Source organism: Brevibacterium zhoupengii (assembly GCF_021117425.1).
GTDB classification, from domain to species: Bacteria; Actinomycetota; Actinomycetes; order Actinomycetales; family Brevibacteriaceae; genus Brevibacterium; species Brevibacterium zhoupengii.
In genome coordinates, this window is record NZ_CP088298.1 from 415,851 (window position 1) to 434,855 (window position 19,005).

Here is a 19,005-nt window from a genome sequence, read left to right on the forward strand (position 1 = left end):
CTCACCCCTTCCTGAGTTCCAGAGCTTCCCAAGCGAACGTCGCCACCCAATGCGAGGCCATGTACTCATCGGACACGGCAGCCTCGAGTCCCGTCGCCATGAGGTCATCGACTCTGGTGAGGAAGCCCCTGGTGCGGTCAGCGCGGTCCAGATTGCCTGAGTCCTCGGCGATCTGCAGGAGTCGTGGGGCCAGGCGCATGATCGAGGCTGCAACGGAGAGCCCGAGACCATAGAGGTGGCTCTGGTATCCGTCCGTGGGATCGAGGACCTCGATTGGTTTGAGTGCAGGCGATTCCGGCGTCAGTTCCGAGAGGAAGTCCGGCAGCCACACGGCGAGCTCGTCGGCGGTGAGGATCTCGGCCATGAGGTCGGCCTCGGACAGGCCGGGGGAGAGGAAGTCGTGGCCGCTGCGCTCCTGGCTGAAGTTCCAGGCGTGATCATCGGCGAAGCAGCGCCGAGCGGCACCAGCGATGGCATCGACGACATCATGTCGGCCGAAGTCTCGTGCGCCGAGCAGAATGCGGCGCAGACCGAACGCGGTGTTCGGGTGGATTCCATGGCGGACGGGTTCGGGCATGTGCGGAAGCCATGCCACGGTCAGGTCGAAGACCGTCTGGGCGAGCACCTCGGCGCCGGGAGCCAAATCCCGCAGTCGCGGTTCATCGTTGGCCCGAAGTGCACGTACGAGCTCGACGGCCCAGGCCCAGCCATAGGGACGTTCCCAGGTCGGATGCTCGCGGAGGAACATCGCTTCGGCGGTGAGATTCTCCGAGCTGAGATGGGAGGTGAGGACTATGATGGCCTCGTCACGCCACGGAGCTGTCTGGGCGGTCTCGGTGCTCAGCAGGGTTACGAGCAGGTAGTGCATGTGCACGCTGGAGTGCCAGTCGAAGGAGTTCGCGAACGCCGGATTCTTCTCCCGCGGTTCGACGACGTCGGCGGCAGATGAAGCGACGTGGTGGGCGGCGTACGGATATTCACGGGTGATGTTGCTCAGGGCCACCTCGGCGAAAGGTGTGATGAACTTGGCAGACTGTGGCATGGATCCTCATCGGTTCGGGGATTTCACTCTACTCGGACGAGTCGCGTCGGCAATTAGAGTGAGAACTGGCAGCAGTTCAGCAAGGGAAGGTAGGTGCGGGGTGTCTCGGTCACCTCAGGTCTATGGCAAGACCTTTGATGAGCACACGCGGTGTGAGCACTATGCGACCGAGCTCGACATCATCGCCATTCGCTTCGCGTGCTGCGACCGGTACTATCCATGCCACCTCTGCCATGGCGAGACCGCCGACCACCCGGCGCAGCAATGGCCGCGTGATAAGTGGGATCAGGCTGCCATCCTGTGCGGAATGTGCTGGGCAGAGCTGACGATTGACACGTACCGGGGTACCGACGCGTGTCCCGAGTGTGCGGCGGCGTTAAACCCTCGGTGCGCGGCGCATTCGAGCTACTACTTCGAGGGCTGACTCAAGGCGACCGCAACGGCGAAGGAGTGGTCGCAAGTCGGTTCGGCGCGGTGGGCCTCAAATTCACTGTCGTGGCTCTGAAGAACGGCCGAACAGGCAACACGACTTTGGTAGTCTGGCGAACTATGGACCTGGCTTTTCTCTTTGGGACTGTGACGGGGATCGTGACGCCGATGTTGTGTTGCCTCGTCGGTCTTGCGCTGTTTGCTTGGCGCGGACGCGGCAGAACCCGATTGCTTGGAATCATCGGCACCGCACTGCTGTTGTTCTGTCAGCTCTTCGAATTGGCCTGGATGCCCTTCGGCTTGTCGCTGGGCCTGGCCACCGGCATCCCGGCTGTTCAGTGGGTCGTCCTGACACTGGGTGTGGTGCTTCAAGCTGGGGGTCTTGTCCTCATCGGGTTGGCATTTGTGACTAAGCCAAGCGGTGTCCCCGCTACTCAGTCTCCTCGGGCCGACGGCTCCGTACGTCTTGGCCCTGGTCCGGAGGGAGTCGCGCCATGATGCCTTCCACAATGTCTGGTCCGGCAGGAATCGTGGTCACGGTCCTCGCCGCCGTCGTTGTCGCCATAATGGCGATCATCCACCGCCGAGGTGGTGCCCGAGTCGCCGGCATCATCGGCGTTGTCCTCGTCATCGGAGGAATCCTCGCACCGCACGCCATCGACCTCTTCGGAATCGGTCGAGTCGGAATATCCACCGAGGCCGTCCCCAAATTCATCGTCGGAGCTGAACCCGGAGTGCTCACGGGTGGAGGGATTATTCTGATCTGTATCGCCGCGCTCAGCTGGCGAACTGTTCCCAAAACTCCTCGACCATCACGGTCTGAGTGAACGAGACTATGGACTGCTTCTCGAAAGGCAACGATGCCAAACGATGACAGGCGCCCGGCTGGGGCTCCATTCTGGGTCGAATCCTTCCAACCGGACCCCCACGCCGCGGCTGAATTCTATGCAGCGTTGCTCGGCTGGAGTTTCGACAATGCTCCGGGTGTATCCGATGGTGCTGAGCCACTCCTTGCGCTCGCCGGCGGAAAGAGAGTCGCGAGCATTCGCCAGTCACCCGACGGGGTTCCTCCGACCTGGCTGATGCACATTCGAGTCGAGAACCTTGCGCGGGCACTCGCCGAGGTGGACGCGGTCGGCGGCAGCAGCCTGATGTCCCCGTCCGACTGGGACTCGACCAGCCGAATGAGCATCGTTGCCGATTCCACGGGTGTGCCCTTCTGCATTCGTGAGGCAGACAGCGATGGCGGAGTCGAAGCCTCCGGCGCGGCGGGTGCGTGGGCGATGTCCTCACTGCACAGTTCTGATGTCCAAGCGGCGCAGGACTTCTACGGGTGGGTCTTCGGCTGGGAGCTACGACCTGTTCCGGATACGCTCTTCTCTGCCTGGTCTTTGGCGGATCAGCCAGTCGGTCTCCTCATCGATGCTGGCGACACCCCGCAGCATTGGAGCCTCAATTTCGCGGTCGCAGACGCGGATACAACTGCCCGAAGCGCGGCTGAACTCGGTGGAACAGTGCTGCTTGACCCATTCGACACCGACCAGCACCGCAACACTGTCATCGCGGACCCCGCTGGTGCCGTCATCGCATGCAGTTCGTTGCGAGCCTAAGCTTTCGATCTGGCAATCAATATTTACTTTAGGCAAACTGAAGTAAATATTCTCGAGCGTAATGTGACTTTAGCTCTGGCTGCCTTCGTCCTTGCTGCTGCGATCGAAGAGGACGATAAACGTTGCACCAGCGAGCACCAGCCCGGAGGCAATGATCGCGAAGATATGCTCTGGTGCTGTCGATAGCGTCGCGCTATATTTGAGGTATGGGACGGTTCCATGCAGAGAATCCGAGCGAACTCATTCGCGAAGCACGCCTTGACGCTGGCCTGACGCAGGCAGAGCTGGCGAGGCGCGCTGGATTGCGCCAACCAAGTCTGGCGCAGATGGAATCTGGGACGAGAAACGTCTCTGAGGAGATGCTCGATCGAGTTCTCGAAGCGGCCGACTATCGACCGTCGCTCGCCTTGGAACGCAATTTCAACGCAGTCAGAAAAGCCGCATCTCGGCGTGGCCTGCGCAATGTGAGGGTATTCGGCTCTGTGGCGCGCGGCGAGGACAACTTCAACAGCGACATTGACCTTCTTGTCACCCCTGACAAAGGGACTACTCTGTTTGATCTTGCCCTATTCGGTGAGGACGTCCGGACGATCACCGGATTCACGACCGATGTCATTGTTGACGACGGCCCCTTCCCTTCAGGGTGGCAGGCGCTGCGCGAGGCGGTTCCTGTATGACTTCATCGGACCAGCCTGGTGTTCCGTTCGTCAGGAAGCCACGTCAGACAGCGTCCAGTTCGGTCGATCACGATGAGGAGAACATTCGCACAGAGCTGTCACGCATTCTGTTGCGCTCGAAGTCTGTGGCCACCAGCCGACGTGATGAGTTCGCCGACGGATCTGTTGCCTATGATGTCGCGAGCATGGTGATTATCAGGTTGGCTTCACTGACCGAACGATCTGAATTCTCGCCCTGGGCAGAGTTGCTTTCAGCGGAGGAGATCGCTGCAATTCGCGCAACTCGCAATATCGCCGCTCACGCCGGGTACGCGGTGATGAATGATGATCGTTTCTGGGAGGCCATCACGGTGAGTGTGCCAGAAATTATCGAGCGACTGCTCAAGAGCTGAGTTCAGTCCACCAACGAGTACCTGCGGCTACCCCTCGAGCAACCCCCGAATGTCCTCGGCCGTCACCGTCTGGCTGAATGCCTGACCGTTGGGGCCGCGTCCCTCGAATGCTCCGCCGTCGGTCATGAGAGAGTCGAAGAGCTCGGCTTTCTTCTTCTGCAGGGCCAGGACCTTCTCCTCGATCGTGCCTTCGGCGACATAGCGATAGACCATGACGTTCTTCGTCTGCCCGATCCGGTGCGCTCGGTCGATCGCCTGATTCTCCGTCGCCGGGTTCCACCACGGATCCATGAGGAAGACGTAGTCGGCCTCGGTGAGGTTGAGGCCGAACCCGCCGGCCTTGAGGCTGATGAGGAACACCGGAGCCGCACCGGATCGGAACTCCTCGACGACCTGGCCGCGATTGCGAGTCGAGCCGTCGAGGATGACGTAGGGGACACCTCGGCGATCGAGGTCCTCGGCCACCTTGTCGAGGAAAGAAGTGAACTGGCTGAACACGATTGAGCGGTGGCCCTCGGCGACGACATCCTCGAGGCGTTCCATGAGGGCGGCGAGCTTGGACGAGGGCACGCCTTCGTGTTCGACGTCGACGATGCGCGGGTCCAGGGCGATCATGCGCAGCAGGGTCAGTGAGCGGAAGACGATGAAGCGCTGCTTGTCATACTCGCTGTCGATGAAGCCGAGGATCTTCTTCCGCTCCTTCTGCAGCACCCGATCGTAGAGTTGGCGGTGCGCAGTGTTGAGCTCGACATTGATGACCTGCTCCTGCTTCTCCGGCAGATCGGCGGCGACGAGATCCTTCGTGCGGCGCAGTATGAAGGGCCTGATCCGCTTCTGCAGCCGTCCCATTCGTCCCGGATCCTCACCGCCTTCGATGGGCCGCACGTATTCCTTCTCGAATTGATGCGCGCTGGGGAAGAGTCCAGGTGCGGTGATGGAGAACAGCGACCACACATCGCGCAGAGAATTCTCCATCGGAGTGCCCGTCAGAGCCAGCCGGAAGGGTGCGTTGACCGATTTCGCAGCCATGTGGACCTGGGAAGAGCTGTTCTTCACGAACTGTGCCTCATCGAGAATGAAGCCGGCCCAGTCCAGGCGGGAGATCGGGTCCTCGTCCAGGCGCAGCATTGCATAGGACATAACGATGACATCGGCACCGGCGACCACCTCGGCGAGGGGCTTCTGCCTCTTCTTCGTCGACTCGGAAACAACACGAACGTCGAGGTCAGGGGTGAACTTTGCGGCCTCCTTCGCCCAGTTGTCCACCACCGAGGTGGGGGCGACGACGAGGAACGGAAGCTCTGACTTTGCATGAGCGATGAGTGCCAGGGTCTGCAGGGTCTTGCCTAGGCCCATGTCGTCGGCGAGGATTCCGCCGAGGTGGCACTTGTACAGCAGAGCCAGCCACCGGAATCCCTGCACCTGGTAGGGCCGCATGGTGACGCCGTTCAGACGAGGGACTTCGACGGTGGGCAGGTGGTCGAGGTCGAGGTCGAGCAGAGCCTGTGCGGATTCTTGCCACGACTGGGCCGGCTGGGACTCATCGGCGAGCTCTTCGAACTCCGACCACAGGCCCACATGCAGGCGCGTGATCTTGGGCGACTCGGGCTCCCACTCGGGGATGAGATCGGCCTCGGCCAGGAGCGCCTTGAGCTTGTCGAAGGCGGGTTTGTTCAGCGATAGGAACGTGTGATCGACGAGCTTGATCTTCTTCGTCCCCGATGCCAGGGCTTTGTAGAGCTTGACGAAGGGGATCGGCTTGCCGTCGATGGTGATCTGGAAGCCGAGGTCGAACCAATCGTTCTTCTCCGACTCGACCGAGGTGATCGTGATGTTCGGTTCCCCGCCGAGCTCGCGGTAGGGCTGCTTCTTCCCGCGCGTGATGACTTTGACGTGCTCGATCTCCTCGAGCCCGGGCAGGACATTGACGACGAAGTCCGCGGTGTCGACGTCGGAGAGCTCCATGTCTCGGGGGTGACCGGGCGGTTGAGTCTCAGCGAGAACGGACGCGACTTGGTCTAGCACGGCGCCTTCATGCTCTAGGTCGCGGTTGTCGCGTGGGTCCGGCGTCGGAGTGGTGCTGCGCGCGCCCGCTGTGGTGCGGATGGCGGAGGTCCCAAGCTCCGACAGGGGCACCACGGGCAGGGTCCGGCGCGGTCCCGAGTACTCCCAATACCACTGCAGGCTCAGGTGGTCCTTCGCACCGTAGACCATGAAGAGGACCAGCCGCGGCTGGCTGAACTGGGGGAACTTCACCGTCTCGTCGGTGCTGACGACCTCGGCGGAGGTACGCAGCAGCGGGTAGTACTCCTCGAAGAATTCCTCGGATTCGCTTGCCGGGATCGTGATCGGGCCGGGCGATTGGAATACTGAGAGTGCTGACTGTGCGGTCGGTTTGGCCGCCGGTGCCATGGCTACGGTGAAGCCCGTGCACAGATCGACGCCGAAGAACCCGTGCGTCCAGATGGGTTTGGTCAGACCCGGTGAGAATTCGCGTTCATCGATCGTGACCTGTGGCTGCACTCGCAGCTGGTTCTTCACCCGGTTGACGTCGATGATCGCCTTCGCCTCACGACCGATGTGCACATCCATGCTCTGATTGACGCCGACGAGTTCGATCCCAAGTTCGACGGCCTGAGCGAAAATGTCCCACAGCAGTGGAGTGTGAAAGTCGCCGAGGTTGTAGGGCGCACCATCGGGTGTGAAATCCGTTTTGTCCCGAGTCCGCAGACCCGAAAGTTGAGTGAACCACTCTTGGTGGCGAGGATCGACGTTGAACTGCCTGGCCATGCGGTCGATGGTGCGCCAGGTGAGGGATTTCTTCACCCAATTGCCGGATTCGCTGAGGATGAGCGGGCGGATCGCAAGGCTGGGATTGGAGCCGGGGGAGACCTCCTGCTTCTCCAGCACGACCGAGTGCTTCGGTTCGAACCATGTCCGGGCGATGACCTCGACGAGTTCGAATCCCAAGGCCACGGGCGTGTACTCCTGCGGGGCCACCTCGGCGAGGGAGGCGAAGGCATCACGCCAACCGGCGGTGTGATGGGACGAAGCATGGTCATTGTCGGGCACCGTGCCATCTTCTCATTGAGGGCGGACACATCGGTTCCCAGCACCCACCGAACATCGCGTGGACACGCGATGTGGACACAGTCATCGAAGGAGAACAGACTGTTGATCATGGGCCAGGATGGGGAGTGCGAATACAGTGAGACGCAGAAATGGATGGTCATCAAGGGCCGGAAATGGCGCAGAACCGATCCGGAACTGCCTGAGGAGATGGTCGCAGAACTGAAAAGCCACCTCGGCACAGCACGCAACGCTGTCCGGACTGCAAAGAAGACAGGCACGGACGAGGACGTGAGCACGGCCCGCAATCGGGTCAATATCGCCAAGCACGGACTCGGCGAACGGGGCGACTACTGGTGGCAGATGTGCGCAGACAAGCGACTCGCCCGCGCCGAGGATGCGCTGGATCGATTGCGCTGAGAACCGTCGAGGGGTGGCGTTACCCTGCGACGAGAATGAGAGCGACGGCGATCGCGCTGACTGTGAGGCAGATAGCCAGCGACACCAGACCTCGCACCCACCACTTCGCCCGCATCGTCTTATTCAGGAGGGCCGTGACGATTGCGCAGAATCCCAACCAGCCGATGGTCGCTGGAATGCCGAAGAACAAGGCGAACATGGCGATCGTGTCGCGTGGAGATGGAGAGCAGCCGAAACCAATGCCTTCACACGACCCATTGACGTTGTGGGCCGGAGCGAAAGCCCACATAACGACGGTAGCAAGTGCTGCCAGGGCCCACACGCTGAAGGGAATCAGGTAGGCACCCAGCGTTTCTCGCCGTTCGACGGCTGGTGGTTCGACGACCATGCGTACACTTTAGCGCGGCGGTGTCCGTGGCGGCATGGAGTCACGGAGGCAGTTCAAGGCTTGAACAGCTCGATCTCGTCCGGGGAATAGTAGTCCTGTGTGCCCACGCCCGTGCGTACAAGGTACTTGCCTGTCTCCTCATAGAGGTAGACGACGGTGCCGACGCTGTGGGCCATGGCTCCGGAGGTGACTTGGACAGTGTCGCCGATCTTGAACTCAGTCATGACTCAATGTAAGCATGCCGAGGCCGCTGCCATGGTCATGCGCGGGTGGCCACAGTGGATGGGCCGACAGCGAATCTTTCCACACCAGAGTGAGGTCCGCGCGAAGAAAATGTGTGTTCGGCTCTAGACTGGGTAACGTCTGGTACCGACGACGCAGCGGCGAGGGGAACGACCCGTGGGGTGGAGTACGAGCGAGTTGGCGGAGTTGACCGGGACCACGGTCAATACGATTCGGCATTATCACAAGCTCGAGCTGCTGGCTCAGCCCGAACGGATGAGTAACGGGTACAAGCAGTACGGGGCGGCCCACGTGCTCAGGCTCCTGCAGATCAGGCGGCTGCGCGAGATCGGCATTCCGTTGTCCGACATCGGCTCCATTCAAAATGATCATGAAGCGCAGCAGCTGACGCTCAAACGTCTCGACGTCGAACTCGGCGAGACCATCGCCGAGCTGGAGAAGGCGCGTGGGCAGATTGCGGAGCTGCTTGAGTACGGCGCCCCGATCGACACTGCCGCCGGCTTCATCGACATCGCGGCGAAGATGTCAGCTCCCGACCGCAACCTGATGTCACTGTATTCGCGGCTCTACGACGAGACGACGATGACTGAGATCAAGTCGATCATGGCCACAAATTCACCCGCCGATAGGGAAATCGACGATCTCGCCGAGGACGCCGACGAAGCCACGCGAGCACGGCTGGCCGAGGTCGTCGCGCCGAGCATGAAGGCGCATCTCGAGGCGAATCCCTGGCTGCTTGCACCAGCACACGGCATGCGCGGAGACATCAGCATCGGACAGTCTGCCATCGCCGGTTCGATCACTGAGCTCTACAACAGCGCCCAAGTCGATGTCATCCAGCGAGCCTTCCTCCAGATCTTCCCGACCTTGGACATCTCAGACGAAGAACGCGAGCGCTTCATCGAGTTCGTGAAGGCCCAGGCGGCCAAAGAATCGAACTGAAACCCGCCGAGGTGACCGTGCGGCAGCCCGCCCAGCTGTGAATTTCCGGTGTTCGACCTTCAGGGCTTGACCCTGTTCTGAGAACACAGTTTCCACTGGAAGTAATCAACCGGACTACTTCCAGAGGACATCATGAACACCCTCATCACCTTCTTCCAAAGCCTCGCCTCCCACGTCCCCGACCTTCTGCAGCCGTTCATCATCGCGCTCGCCGGAGCAGTGCCCTTCGTCGAGGGCGAGGTCTCAGCTGTCATCGGAGTGTGGGCTGGCCTCAACCCGATCGTCGCAGGGCTCGCCGGGGCAATCGGCAACTTCATCTGCGTTACCGTCATCGTGCTGCTCGGTGCCCGGGCTCGTGAGGCCGTGGTTGCTCGCCGAAGCCGAGCTCGGGAAAGCGTTCCCGTGGGAGCCGGAGTGGCTGGAGCTGGGGCGGACGCAACCTTTGCCGATGAGGGCGCGACCGTTGCCGGTGAACGCGGACCTGCGGAGGGCGAAGTAAGGTTCCTCGACGAGCCACCCGCTCAGAAGAAGCCCGAGTCGAAGGGCCGCATCAAGTTCAAACGCTTCCTCACCCGCTTCGGTGTCCCGGGGGCGAGCCTGCTCGGACCCCTTGCCATTCCGACTCAGATCACCTCGACGATCTTGGTCAGCTCAGGAGTCAAGACCTCATGGATCCTGCTCTGGCAGGGCATCGCCATCGTCGCCTGGACGACACTGACCACACTCATCGCCACCGGAGCACTGTCCCTGTTCACCAGCTGAACCGGAAAGGAAGAACCATGACCACCGCCTACCGCCACAGGAAGATCCTCACCTATTCGGCCATCGCTGTTGTGGCCACGGTCCTTCCCCTGCTCATGCCGTTCTCGGCCACCCTGCTGGGCTGGGCGCTCGAGGTGCCGATGCGTTTGGCCCTCTCCGAGTCACTGCTGGCGACCTTCGGCATCTTCGTCGCCTGGTTCGTCATTTCCCGGCTCATCGACGTCATCCTCGACGGCAGCGACATCGGCGGGACGCTGACCAGCCGCATGGTCTCAGCCGGAGTGTCGATGGTGCTCCTCGGCGGAGGTTACTTCCTCATCGTCGACTCGGCGATCGCTTCGCTGCTCATGGCCGTGGCCGTCTGCAGCCTGCCGTTCGGGATCGGAGTCGTCAGGGATGCGTTTGCCGACGAATCTCGGCGTCAGCGGGCCGTCTGATCTCAGCCGTATGAGATGACCACTCCCAAATATTTCTCATCAGGACGGACGACGTAGCACTCCTGCTTGGTCACCTTCCGGCCCTGGAGCTGGTGAGCGAGGGCCTTTCCTGCCGTGACTTGTTGGCATTTTTCGAGGGTCGGGTAGTACCCGTACGTGGACTTGCTCGTGTCTGCCATCGCGGGGCCGGCACCGAGCACGCTCACCGAGGCGAGGACGAGCGAGGCGGTTCCAATTCCGAGAATCCTTTTCATTCTCACGACAATCTCCTTTTTGCAGTCGTGCCCCTGACCAGTCGGCCGGGGACACAACTGACTCTAGATTCGGCCTTTGGCCAGGTGAGGAGATCGGTGTACCCGGTTCGGCACATCGTGTGACCAGCCTGGTACGCACAGCCGACGTTGCCGGAAAGCAATGCCCAAGCGGGGAAGAGCTTCAGCGAAGAACACTTCGCAGATGCGGCACGTAAGATGAAGTCGATGATTGACTCCGACACCGACAGATCCCACACCGCCGCCCCCGCACTCATCGGGGCGCTGCTCCACCTCGCCGCGACCGACGCTGACCTGGCCCCGACTGCCGCGTCCGCGCTGAGTCCCAAGGACCGCGAGATCCTCGCCGAGGTTGAGGTAGCCCTCCACAATCAGACGTTGGATGAGAGTGGTGTGAAGAAGGCCCTCGCCGAGGTGGCTGATTCCATTGCACGCGTGCGCAGCTCACCCAGCCCGGTGGCGTTGACCGCGGCGAAATACGAGAAGGCACGCACCGCAGTCCTCGGGCAGCTGGGCGTGGTCTCGACTAAGGGCGCCAGCGTCTGGCCGCCTACCAGCCAAACTGCTGTCCAACGTTTCGGTTCCTGGAACGAGGCACTCAAGGCCGCGGGACTTGCCACGAGCTCGGTGGGTCGAGCACGAGGCCAGCTGCGCTTCGACGAGGCCGCATATGACAAAGCGATCGCCAACTTCGTCGCCGACTGCGACGACCGGGACCTCGGTGCCACGTACAAGGCCTACGGAGAATACGCCGCCGAACACAAGGGTGAAGTGCCCTCGGCCGCCGCTGTGCGGAAGTTCTACGGCAGTTGGAACGCGGCACTTGCCTCGGCGGGGTGAGCGCCCCAGGTATCCCGAGCGCGGGGTCAGTGGCCCAGCACGGAATTTTTAAGCCACCGCGGGATGGCTCGATGACGCCGAAATGTGCAAATACACAATTCTGAGCCCCACCCCGGTGTGAAATTTCATTGTTGGCGGAGTGCACACAGGGAAGAGTGATGACAGTCACTTCTAACCCTGTTCATCTGCACTCTCGGAGGCACCACCATGAGTTCGCCAACTCGCACCGACGACGGTTCCGTCGACAACTCAGGCACCGGCACCGCCGCCAGCGCTCGCCTCGATCGCACGAAGATGCGCAAGATCGCGACCGCCAGCGTCATCGGCACCACCGTGGAATGGTACGACCTGTTCCTCTTCGGCACCGCCTCGGCGCTGGTGTTCAACCAGGTCTTCTTCCCCGAACTCTCACCGGCCCTGGGTACGATCCTCGCGTTCCTCACCTTCGCCGCCGCCTACCTGGCGCGCACGGTCGGTGCGGTCCTGTTCGGACACTTCGGTGACCGCCTCGGACGCAAATCGATGCTGCTCGTCTCCCTCCTCGTCATGGGTGGCGCTACCCTGGCCATCGGCTTGGTCCCCGACTTCAACACGATCGGCATCGCCGCACCGTTCATCCTGCTCACCCTGCGCATCATCCAAGGGCTGGCGCTCGGCGGCGAATGGGGCGGGGCGGTTCTCATGACCGTCGAACACGCACCCGAGGAGCGCCGAGGCTGGTACGGCTCGATGGTCCAGGTGGGCGTCCCCGTGGGGACCCTGCTGGCCAACCTCGCCTTCCTCATCGTCACCGGTCTCGTGTCCGAAGAAGCGCTCATCTCCTGGGGCTGGAGGGTCCCGTTCATCGCCTCCGTGCTGCTCGTCGCCGTCGGCATCTACATCCGCCTCAACATCGAAGAGACCCCGAGCTTCCAGCAGGTCCGCGAACAGGGCGCGAAGGCCAAACTGCCCTTCGCCCACCTCATGCGCCACTACTGGAAACCCGTCATCCTCGGCGGCATCGCGACCCTGTCGACCGGTTCCACGTTCACACTCATGGTCGCCTCGGGCGTCAACTACGGCACCCAGGAGAAGGGGCTGTCGAGCAACTTCATGCTCTGGGTCGTCCTCGTCGCCTGCATCATCGGGCTCATCTTCATCCCGGTCTTCGGCCGCCTCTCCGACAAGGTCGGACGGCGCCCGATCATCGCCGCAGGAATCGCCGGCGAAGTCATCCTCGCCTTCCCATTCTTCTGGCTCATGAACACTGGCAGCGCCGCCGCAGTCTTCCTCGCCTACGGGCTGATGATGATCGCCTTCTGCGCGAACTACGGGCCGATCGCGACCTTCCTCGCCGAGCTCTTCGGCGCGAAGATCCGCTACTCCGGACTCTCCGTGTCCTACATGCTCTCGGGTCTGCTGGGCTCGGCCATCACCCCCGCGATCACCGTGTGGCTGCTCGACGTCACCGGCAAGTCCGACTCGATGGCCTGGTACATCGCGGGCTCCGCGGTCCTGTCCCTCATCGCCCTGTTCCTGCTCACCGACAATCGCCTGCAGAGCATCGACAAGGCCGACACCGCCGAGGCTGGAGTGGCGCCTGATACCGCTGCCCCCGCCGAGGTGGGGGAGGAGGGTCGATGATCCGCCGGATTGAGACCGCCCCTGGGCTGGCCCCGAGCATTGGACCCTACTCCCAGGCCGTCGTCGCCAACGGGTTCGTGTTCACCACCGGACAGGTCCCCTTCGCCGCCGACGGAGTGAAACCTGAGGCCTTCGAGGACCAGGTGCGAACCTGCCTGAGCAACCTCAAGTCGGTGCTCGAAACCGCGGGCAGCGGAATCGATCGGGTCGTCAAGGTCAACGCCTATCTGACCGCGCCCGAACAACGGGAACCATTCAACCGCGTCTACGCGGACTTCTTCGCAGAGGCGAAGCCGGCACGGACCACCGTGTGCGTCTCGATCTGGGACATCTCTCTCGAGGTGGAATGTGTTGCCGTCGTCGACGAGGCTGCCTCTGCGGACGAGACTGCAGGGGTAGCTGACGTTGCTGCGCCCGAGGTGGTTGCGTGAGCCGGCCTTCTGCCGAGCTGCTCGCTGCCCTTCGTGAGGTCGAGCTGCCTACGCTCGGACACTTCCTCGAGGACGGCTTCTGCTCCCAGACTATGGCCCCGATCAACGCCGGGCCGCAGATGGTCGGCGTCGCACGGACCCTTGATCTGCGTGAACCCGACGCGCTCGCCGTCAACCGGGCGCTGCATGCGTTGGCCCCGGGTGATGTGCTCGTCATCCGAGTTGCCGGTGGGCTCCACGCACCGGTAGGGGCAGTGACTGCTGCTGCGGCGATCGCCCAGGGCGCCGCGGGCATGGTCGTCGATGGGCCCGTGACTGATGTCGTTGCGCTCCGCGCAGTCCAGGACCAACTCCCGGTCTTCGCCACCGGACTCACGGCGCGGACGACGAAACGGTCAGGCAACCTCGGCGACGGCGTGCTCGACTGCGAGGTCGAGGTCGGCGGGGTCAAGGTCCGACCGGGTGACCTGGTTCTCGGTGACGCCCAGGGAGTGCTCGTTCTGCCGCCCGACGGACCGGGCGATGAGATCCTGCAGGCGGCACTGGACTCCGACCGTGGAGAAGGCGAGCTGCTGGCTAAGATCGCGGCCGGGGGTGACCTGAGAGTGCTGTTGCCGGGGTGAGGTGCTGACTGTGTTCGACCGCGACCTCGGGACCGAACGGCACTGGACCGGGAGTTAGCTCAGAAAATCCACCGAAGCTCAGGGGCAAGCCGGCATGAGCGGTTGCACGCGGATCGGGCAGGTATAGATTGTGTCGTGTAAGCAGTCCTGTGGACACGCGATGTGAGGAGCCACCGATGTCAGAACCGCGAACAGTCACGAACGCCGAGGAACTGCAGTCAGCCGTGGCCGACGGCGCCCCGATCATCGAAGTCACAGGAACGATCACGGGATCACCGCGCATCGTTCTCTCCCCAGGGACCACCCTGCGGGGCGGACGTCTCGAATTCGGCTCCAAGGGTGTGATGCTCACCGGCGACAACATTCTCGAAGACGTCGAGGTCATCGTCCCCGAACACGAAGTTGCGATCTACGCGGACACGAGTGTCGCCGACTGGGGCACCCTCAACCTGCGCAATGTCACCACAGTCGGCCAGGTTGCCCTCGTAGCCACAGACCAGGCGAGGTCCGGACACATCGCCATCGACGGACTCGCAGTCACAGCCGCGGACCTGCGGGGACGCTTCGACCGACCTCGAGGATTCGGCGTCGAAGCTCTGCAGGGCGGACTCACGATCTGGAACCGCCAGCCTGAGGCGGGCGCTGCCATCACTGCCGAAGTCACCGGAATCTCCATCGGAACCGAGCAGACCCCGGTGCGCGGCAGCGGCGTCTTCGTCGGAGGCCACGGCACCGACGAGGGCAAAGCCTCCGGCGGCACCCTGACGATGACCCGGCTGGTCACAGGTGAGATCCACACAGACGGAGGAATTCCCGCAGGCGCGGCCGACCTCATCAGCGGAGGTGTGTTCGTCATCAGCGGTGCCCATGTCGACGAAGTGGTCAACGAGGGGCCGGTGACCACGAATGGTCAGAACGACATGGTCCTCGACAACTGGGGCGATGTGAGGTCCTGGACTGCGAAGGCCCCGATCACATCGAACGGGCCCAGCGGCATCGGGTTCGTCAACTTCAGCGATATCGGCACGCTCACTGTCACCGCCCCGATCCAGACCTTCGGCAAGGGGGCGCGCGGCTTCAACCTCTACGACGGTTCACTGGCTGAGGCGAACTTCGAATCCATCGCCACTCACGCGGACGGGTCGATCGGCATCCAACTGTCCAGGCCGCTGCCCAAGCTCCGGGTCAAGGGCGACATCAGCACCGAGGGCGGGACCGGACTCAGTCTCGTCAAAGGAGTGCAGATGACGCTCAAGGCAGTGGCATTGAGCATCAAGCCCGGCGGATCGGTTGAAGAAGTGCGGGTCGGAGGCGCGATCACCACTGCCGGGGATGATGTCGTCACCGTGGAGATCGCCGACACCGTCGATTCGTGGGATGTTGCAGGCGGCATCATCGCTCGGGGACTGAGGTCAGACGGCGTTCAAGTCACCGCATCGGGTGCTGCGCCGTCTGGAGTCAGCGTCACCGCAGAGAACGGCACCGGGATCACCGAGGTGGAATGACGGCTGCACGGTGACCGGATGACCGCTTACCGGCTGGCTGCAAACGCGGCCAGCCGGTCACACGCTTCATTGATCGTCTCCGGGGCAACGGCGAACGTCAGCCGCATGTACCCCTCGCCCGCAGCACCGAACGCCGAGCCGGGGATCGTCGCGAGATTGTGCTTCTCCAGCAGCTGCGTGGCCAGCTCCCAGCCGGTCAGTCCCCACTCCTTGATGTTGACGAAGGCGTAGAAGGTGGCTTCGGGGCGCAACAGGCTGAGCCCGTCGATGGCGTTGATGCGCTCCATCATGAGATCGCGGCGCTGCGCGTAGGATTTCACCATCATCTCGACGTCGGACTGCGGCCCCTCGATCGCGGCCACTGCTGCCTCTTGGACGAATCCCGGGAGGCTGGAGGTGAGGCCCTCCTGCAGCAGCGCCATCGGTGCAATGAGATCGGTTGAACCGATGACGAAACCGCACCGCCAGCCGGTCATCGCGTAAGTCTTCGAGAAGCTGCCCACGACGAGGAAGCGATCGAAGCCGGGCCGCACCTCGGCGATGGAGGTGAAGACGGCATCGTCGAAGACCATCTCTTCGTAGACCTCGTCAGAGATGATCGTGAACCCGTGCTCCTCGGCCAAGTCCGCGAGCTTCTCGAGCTCAGCCCGATCCATGACCGAGCCCAGCGGATTGGACGGACTGTTGATGATGATCGCCGCGGTCTTGTCGCTGATGGCGGCGCGAACATCCTCGGCGCGGAATTTGAACCCGGCCTCTTCCTCCACCGGAACTGCCACCGCGACCCCGCCGAGGCGGTGGATCTGACCGACATAGTTCGGGAAGCTGGGATCGGGGATGATCACCTCCTCACCGGGGGAGACTGTGACGTCGAGGGCGAAGGTTAAGGCTTCCATCGCGCCGAAGGAGACCATGACGTTGTTCGAGGTGACTTCCCGGTCCCAGCGCTTCGCGTACTTGCCGGCGATGGCGTTGCGCAGCGGTGGGATTCCGGCGTTGGCAACGTAGCGCGTCTGGTTGTTCTCGATCCCGCGGATCCCGGCAGTCTTGATGTGCTCCGGGGTGTTGAAGTCGGGCTCACCGACAGTGAGCTTCACGGCATCGGGGTAGTCCAGTGCGAGGTTGAACATCTTCCGGATGTTCGAAGCCGGGTAGTTCTGAGCCATCGGGGAGATGCGGCGGTACTCATGTGTCATTGATTCCTCGTACTTCTGTGTGGAGCCACGTTGGTTGGGCCGGGTCTATTCGTGGAGCCCGGCGAGGCGGGACCCGAATTGGGCGAGCAGGCTCGTCTTCTTAGCGCCCGTGATTCGCTCCCACTCATCGGCGATGTTGAAGATCTTGTACATCGAGCGGATACCCAGCCAGCGAATCGGTTCGGGCTCCCACTGGCCGGAGAAGTGGTCGTTCCACGGCAGCGCCGTCAATGGAGTCGACGCGCCGGACGCCCGATCGAGCAGGGTCTTCGCCGCCAGATGCGTGGCCGTGACCCCATGTCCGGCATAGCCGCGGGCCACACCGATGCGCTGGTCGGCGTCGAAGAAGATCCCCGCACACCAGTCGCGGGTCACACCCAGCGCACCGCGCCAAGCGTGGGCGACCTCAAACTCGAGGTCGGGAAAGAGCGAGGCCAAGCGCGAGGCCAGCAGATCGACCACCTCGGCGGGGACCGTCCCGTCACCGGGCAGACCCGAGCGAAAGGCATACGGTGCCCCGCGACCGCCCAAGGCGATCCGATCGTCGTCGGTGCGCTGGGCGTAGATGAAGGTGTGCGCGGTGTCGCCTAAGCATTCGCGACCGTCCCAGCCGATGTCCTCCCACGCCGAGGCGGGAAGCGGGTTGGTCGCGATCATCGACGAGAACACGGGGATGACCTGACGCCCCTCCAGCCCGGGCAGGTCACCGGTGACGGTGTCCGAATACCCCTCGAGGCACACGAAGATCGTGTCCCCGGTGACCGGGCCACGATTCGTTGCGACGATACCCTTGCCGATGTGACCCGCCGAGGTGTCCTCGCAGATCGTGACACCGTGATTCTTGAGGACTGCGGCCAAGCCACGCGTGAGGAGTGCTGGATCAACGCGGGCGGTGCCGGGGAAGAACACGCTGCCGTGGGCGTTGTCGACGTTGACGTGTGCCTTGGTCGCCTCGGCGTCGAGGAACTGCATGTCCTCGGGTCCGTAGCCGTACTGCTTGTCACCGTCGAAGAGTTCGCGCAGTCGGGTCATTCCGGCCTCGGACTGGGCGATGTCGATATGGCCGCCGCGGGCCTGATGGGCGTCGATGCCCTCCCGTTCGAGGACGTCGAGGACCTCGTCGATGGTGTCGAAGAGCGCGGATTGGAACGACCTCACCGACTCCACTCCGGTCAGTCCGGCGGAGCCGACCGGACCGTTTGGGTCACTGCTGCGGGCACGGTCGACCGCCTCGGTGTACTTGGCTCTGTTCCCGGGCATCAGCGTGGAGAGCCAGCCGCCGTTGCGGCCCGAGGCCCCGTAGCCGATGTGCTTGGCCTCGACGACGGTGATCTGCCAGTCAGGGTGGGCCTGCCTCGCGTAGTAGGCCGACCACAGCCCGGTCATGCCGCCGCCGACGATGACGAGGTCCTGTTTCTCGGTGGGCAGCGGAGCGGGGACAGTGGTCTCGGGAGGGGACTGGGTCAGCCAATGGGAGGCCTCGCCGTTGAGGTAGGACATGGAATCAGTTCTATCCCACCGCTGGAGCGAAGTAAATGGTTGCAGGGCGGCGTATTGCCATATGGATTCCGTGCAGCCCGGGGACGGTTTCATGAGTGCCGTCGCATGGGGCGGTGGGAGTCTCGATAAACTGGCACCATGAGCGCACTGGAGCCGATCAGCACCCACGATTTCCCACTCGAGCATGAGCCCATCGAGGACTGGCAGCGGTTGGATGACGGTGTCCCGACGAGAGGTCGTACCGATAATCCGACCACGGCCTTCGCCGAACTCGGCACGATCGCCGGAGCCGAATACGGGCTGTGGGAGATGAGCGCTGGGACGATGCGCGACATCGAAGACGATGAGGTCTTCATCGTCATCAGCGGCAACGGTCGGATTGATTTCGATGACATGAAGCTGGACCCGATCGATCTGTCGCCGGGGACGCTTGTGCGTCTTGAAGAGGGAATGACGACCTGGTGGTATGTCGACGACGCACCTTTGCGCAAGCTCTACATCGCCCCGGGCGAAGACTGGCCGAACCCGCACGGGATGTGAAGCGGTCTCACCGACAGCGGACGGCAGATCAATGTCTTGACCACGTCCTCTATCGTGTTCAATA

At 62.8% G+C, this 19,005-nt stretch carries 23 protein-coding genes; 16 read left to right on the forward strand and 7 right to left on the reverse strand.

The annotated features are described in order from the left end of the window. Position 1: 1 nt before the first annotated feature. Positions 2-1,042 carry a DUF2891 family protein gene (locus LQ788_RS01885; RefSeq protein ID WP_231444727.1) on the reverse strand — a complete coding sequence of 347 codons (1,041 nt, stop codon included), beginning with the start codon at positions 1,040-1,042 and terminating at the stop codon, positions 2-4. Here LQ788_RS01885 and LQ788_RS01890 point away from each other — a divergent pair. The 6 genes from LQ788_RS01890 to LQ788_RS01915 all read left to right on the forward strand — a co-directional run bounded on the left by LQ788_RS01890 (position 1,041) and on the right by LQ788_RS01915 (position 4,150). Then, complete coding sequence (locus LQ788_RS01890; protein WP_231447530.1) at positions 1,041-1,466, forward strand: CHY zinc finger protein; 426 nt, start codon at positions 1,041-1,043, stop codon at positions 1,464-1,466. The genes LQ788_RS01885 and LQ788_RS01890 overlap by 2 nt on opposite strands. A gap of 125 nt (positions 1,467-1,591) precedes the next feature. Continuing rightward, entirely contained in the window at positions 1,592-1,969 is a 378-nt protein-coding gene (locus LQ788_RS01895; protein ID WP_231444729.1) for a hypothetical protein, read from the forward strand. Then, positions 1,966-2,298 (forward strand): hypothetical protein, encoded by a 333-nt coding sequence (locus LQ788_RS01900; protein WP_231444731.1) that lies wholly within the window; start codon positions 1,966-1,968, stop codon positions 2,296-2,298. Before LQ788_RS01895 ends, LQ788_RS01900 begins: the two co-directional genes overlap by 4 nt. Positions 2,299-2,331: 33 nt before the next feature. Continuing rightward, a complete protein-coding gene (locus LQ788_RS01905; RefSeq protein ID WP_231444733.1) occupies positions 2,332-3,081 on the forward strand; it encodes a VOC family protein in 750 nt (249 codons plus the stop codon). 206 nt (positions 3,082-3,287) lie between these two features. Continuing rightward, positions 3,288-3,758, forward strand: coding sequence for a helix-turn-helix domain-containing protein (locus LQ788_RS01910; protein ID WP_231444735.1), 471 nt, complete (start codon positions 3,288-3,290; stop codon positions 3,756-3,758). Next, positions 3,755-4,150 (forward strand): antitoxin, encoded by a 396-nt coding sequence (locus LQ788_RS01915; RefSeq protein ID WP_231444737.1) that lies wholly within the window; start codon positions 3,755-3,757, stop codon positions 4,148-4,150. The genes LQ788_RS01910 and LQ788_RS01915 overlap by 4 nt, the downstream gene beginning before the upstream one ends. 27 nt (positions 4,151-4,177) lie before the next feature. Here the strand turns inward: LQ788_RS01915 and LQ788_RS01920 are convergent, their stop codons facing one another. Further along, positions 4,178-7,222 carry a DEAD/DEAH box helicase gene (locus tag LQ788_RS01920; protein WP_231444739.1) on the reverse strand — a complete coding sequence of 1,015 codons (3,045 nt, stop codon included), beginning with the start codon at positions 7,220-7,222 and terminating at the stop codon, positions 4,178-4,180. A gap of 69 nt (positions 7,223-7,291) precedes the next feature. On the opposite strand from LQ788_RS01920, the gene LQ788_RS01925 reads away from it, so the two are divergent. Further along, positions 7,292-7,639 (forward strand): biopolymer transporter Tol, encoded by a 348-nt coding sequence (locus LQ788_RS01925; RefSeq protein ID WP_231444741.1) that lies wholly within the window; start codon positions 7,292-7,294, stop codon positions 7,637-7,639. Between the two features lie 19 nt (positions 7,640-7,658). Here LQ788_RS01925 and LQ788_RS01930 read toward each other — a convergent pair whose 3' ends face one another. Then, positions 7,659-8,027, reverse strand: coding sequence for a hypothetical protein (locus LQ788_RS01930; RefSeq protein WP_231444743.1), 369 nt, complete (start codon positions 8,025-8,027; stop codon positions 7,659-7,661). Positions 8,028-8,080: 53 nt separating this feature from the next. After that, positions 8,081-8,251 carry a KOW domain-containing RNA-binding protein gene (locus tag LQ788_RS01935; protein ID WP_231444745.1) on the reverse strand — a complete coding sequence of 57 codons (171 nt, stop codon included), beginning with the start codon at positions 8,249-8,251 and terminating at the stop codon, positions 8,081-8,083. A 196-nt stretch (positions 8,252-8,447) separates the two neighbouring features. Here LQ788_RS01935 and LQ788_RS01940 point away from each other — a divergent pair, with 196 nt between their 5' ends. The 3 genes from LQ788_RS01940 (at position 8,448) to LQ788_RS01950 (ending at position 10,411) form a co-directional block, all read left to right on the forward strand. Next, a complete protein-coding gene (locus LQ788_RS01940) occupies positions 8,448-9,212 on the forward strand; it encodes a MerR family transcriptional regulator (RefSeq protein ID WP_231444747.1) in 765 nt (254 codons plus the stop codon). A gap of 132 nt (positions 9,213-9,344) precedes the next feature. Next, complete coding sequence (locus LQ788_RS01945; RefSeq protein ID WP_231444749.1) at positions 9,345-9,974, forward strand: small multidrug efflux protein; 630 nt, start codon at positions 9,345-9,347, stop codon at positions 9,972-9,974. 17 nt (positions 9,975-9,991) lie between these two features. Further along, positions 9,992-10,411, forward strand: coding sequence for a hypothetical protein (locus tag LQ788_RS01950; protein ID WP_231444751.1), 420 nt, complete (start codon positions 9,992-9,994; stop codon positions 10,409-10,411). A 2-nt stretch (positions 10,412-10,413) separates the two neighbouring features. Here LQ788_RS01950 and LQ788_RS01955 read toward each other — a convergent pair whose 3' ends face one another. Continuing rightward, positions 10,414-10,665, reverse strand: a complete 252-nt coding sequence (locus tag LQ788_RS01955) for a hypothetical protein (RefSeq protein ID WP_231444753.1) — start codon at positions 10,663-10,665, stop codon at positions 10,414-10,416. Between the two features lie 225 nt (positions 10,666-10,890). Between LQ788_RS01955 and LQ788_RS01960 the strand changes: the two genes are divergently transcribed. The 5 genes from LQ788_RS01960 (at position 10,891) to LQ788_RS01980 (ending at position 15,705) form a co-directional block, all read left to right on the forward strand. Further along, complete coding sequence (locus LQ788_RS01960; RefSeq protein ID WP_231444755.1) at positions 10,891-11,523, forward strand: homing endonuclease associated repeat-containing protein; 633 nt, start codon at positions 10,891-10,893, stop codon at positions 11,521-11,523. A 207-nt stretch (positions 11,524-11,730) separates the two neighbouring features. Further along, positions 11,731-13,146, forward strand: a complete 1,416-nt coding sequence (locus tag LQ788_RS01965; protein ID WP_231444756.1) for an MFS transporter — start codon at positions 11,731-11,733, stop codon at positions 13,144-13,146. Beyond that, entirely contained in the window at positions 13,143-13,577 is a 435-nt protein-coding gene (locus tag LQ788_RS01970; protein ID WP_231444758.1) for a RidA family protein, read from the forward strand. Before LQ788_RS01965 ends, LQ788_RS01970 begins: the two co-directional genes overlap by 4 nt. Further along, positions 13,574-14,200 carry an RraA family protein gene (locus tag LQ788_RS01975; protein WP_231444760.1) on the forward strand — a complete coding sequence of 209 codons (627 nt, stop codon included), beginning with the start codon at positions 13,574-13,576 and terminating at the stop codon, positions 14,198-14,200. The genes LQ788_RS01970 and LQ788_RS01975 overlap by 4 nt, the downstream gene beginning before the upstream one ends. 176 nt (positions 14,201-14,376) lie before the next feature. Further along, a complete protein-coding gene (locus LQ788_RS01980) occupies positions 14,377-15,705 on the forward strand; it encodes a hypothetical protein (protein ID WP_231444762.1) in 1,329 nt (442 codons plus the stop codon). A gap of 26 nt (positions 15,706-15,731) precedes the next feature. Here the strand turns inward: LQ788_RS01980 and LQ788_RS01985 are convergent, their stop codons facing one another. After that, positions 15,732-16,901, reverse strand: coding sequence for a pyridoxal phosphate-dependent aminotransferase (locus LQ788_RS01985; protein WP_231444764.1), 1,170 nt, complete (start codon positions 16,899-16,901; stop codon positions 15,732-15,734). 45 nt (positions 16,902-16,946) lie between these two features. After that, a complete protein-coding gene (locus LQ788_RS01990; RefSeq protein WP_231444766.1) occupies positions 16,947-18,401 on the reverse strand; it encodes an NAD(P)/FAD-dependent oxidoreductase in 1,455 nt (484 codons plus the stop codon). Between the two features lie 138 nt (positions 18,402-18,539). Here LQ788_RS01990 and LQ788_RS01995 point away from each other — a divergent pair, with 138 nt between their 5' ends. Further along, positions 18,540-18,941 (forward strand): cupin domain-containing protein, encoded by a 402-nt coding sequence (locus tag LQ788_RS01995; protein ID WP_231444768.1) that lies wholly within the window; start codon positions 18,540-18,542, stop codon positions 18,939-18,941. Positions 18,942-19,005 lie beyond the last annotated feature (64 nt).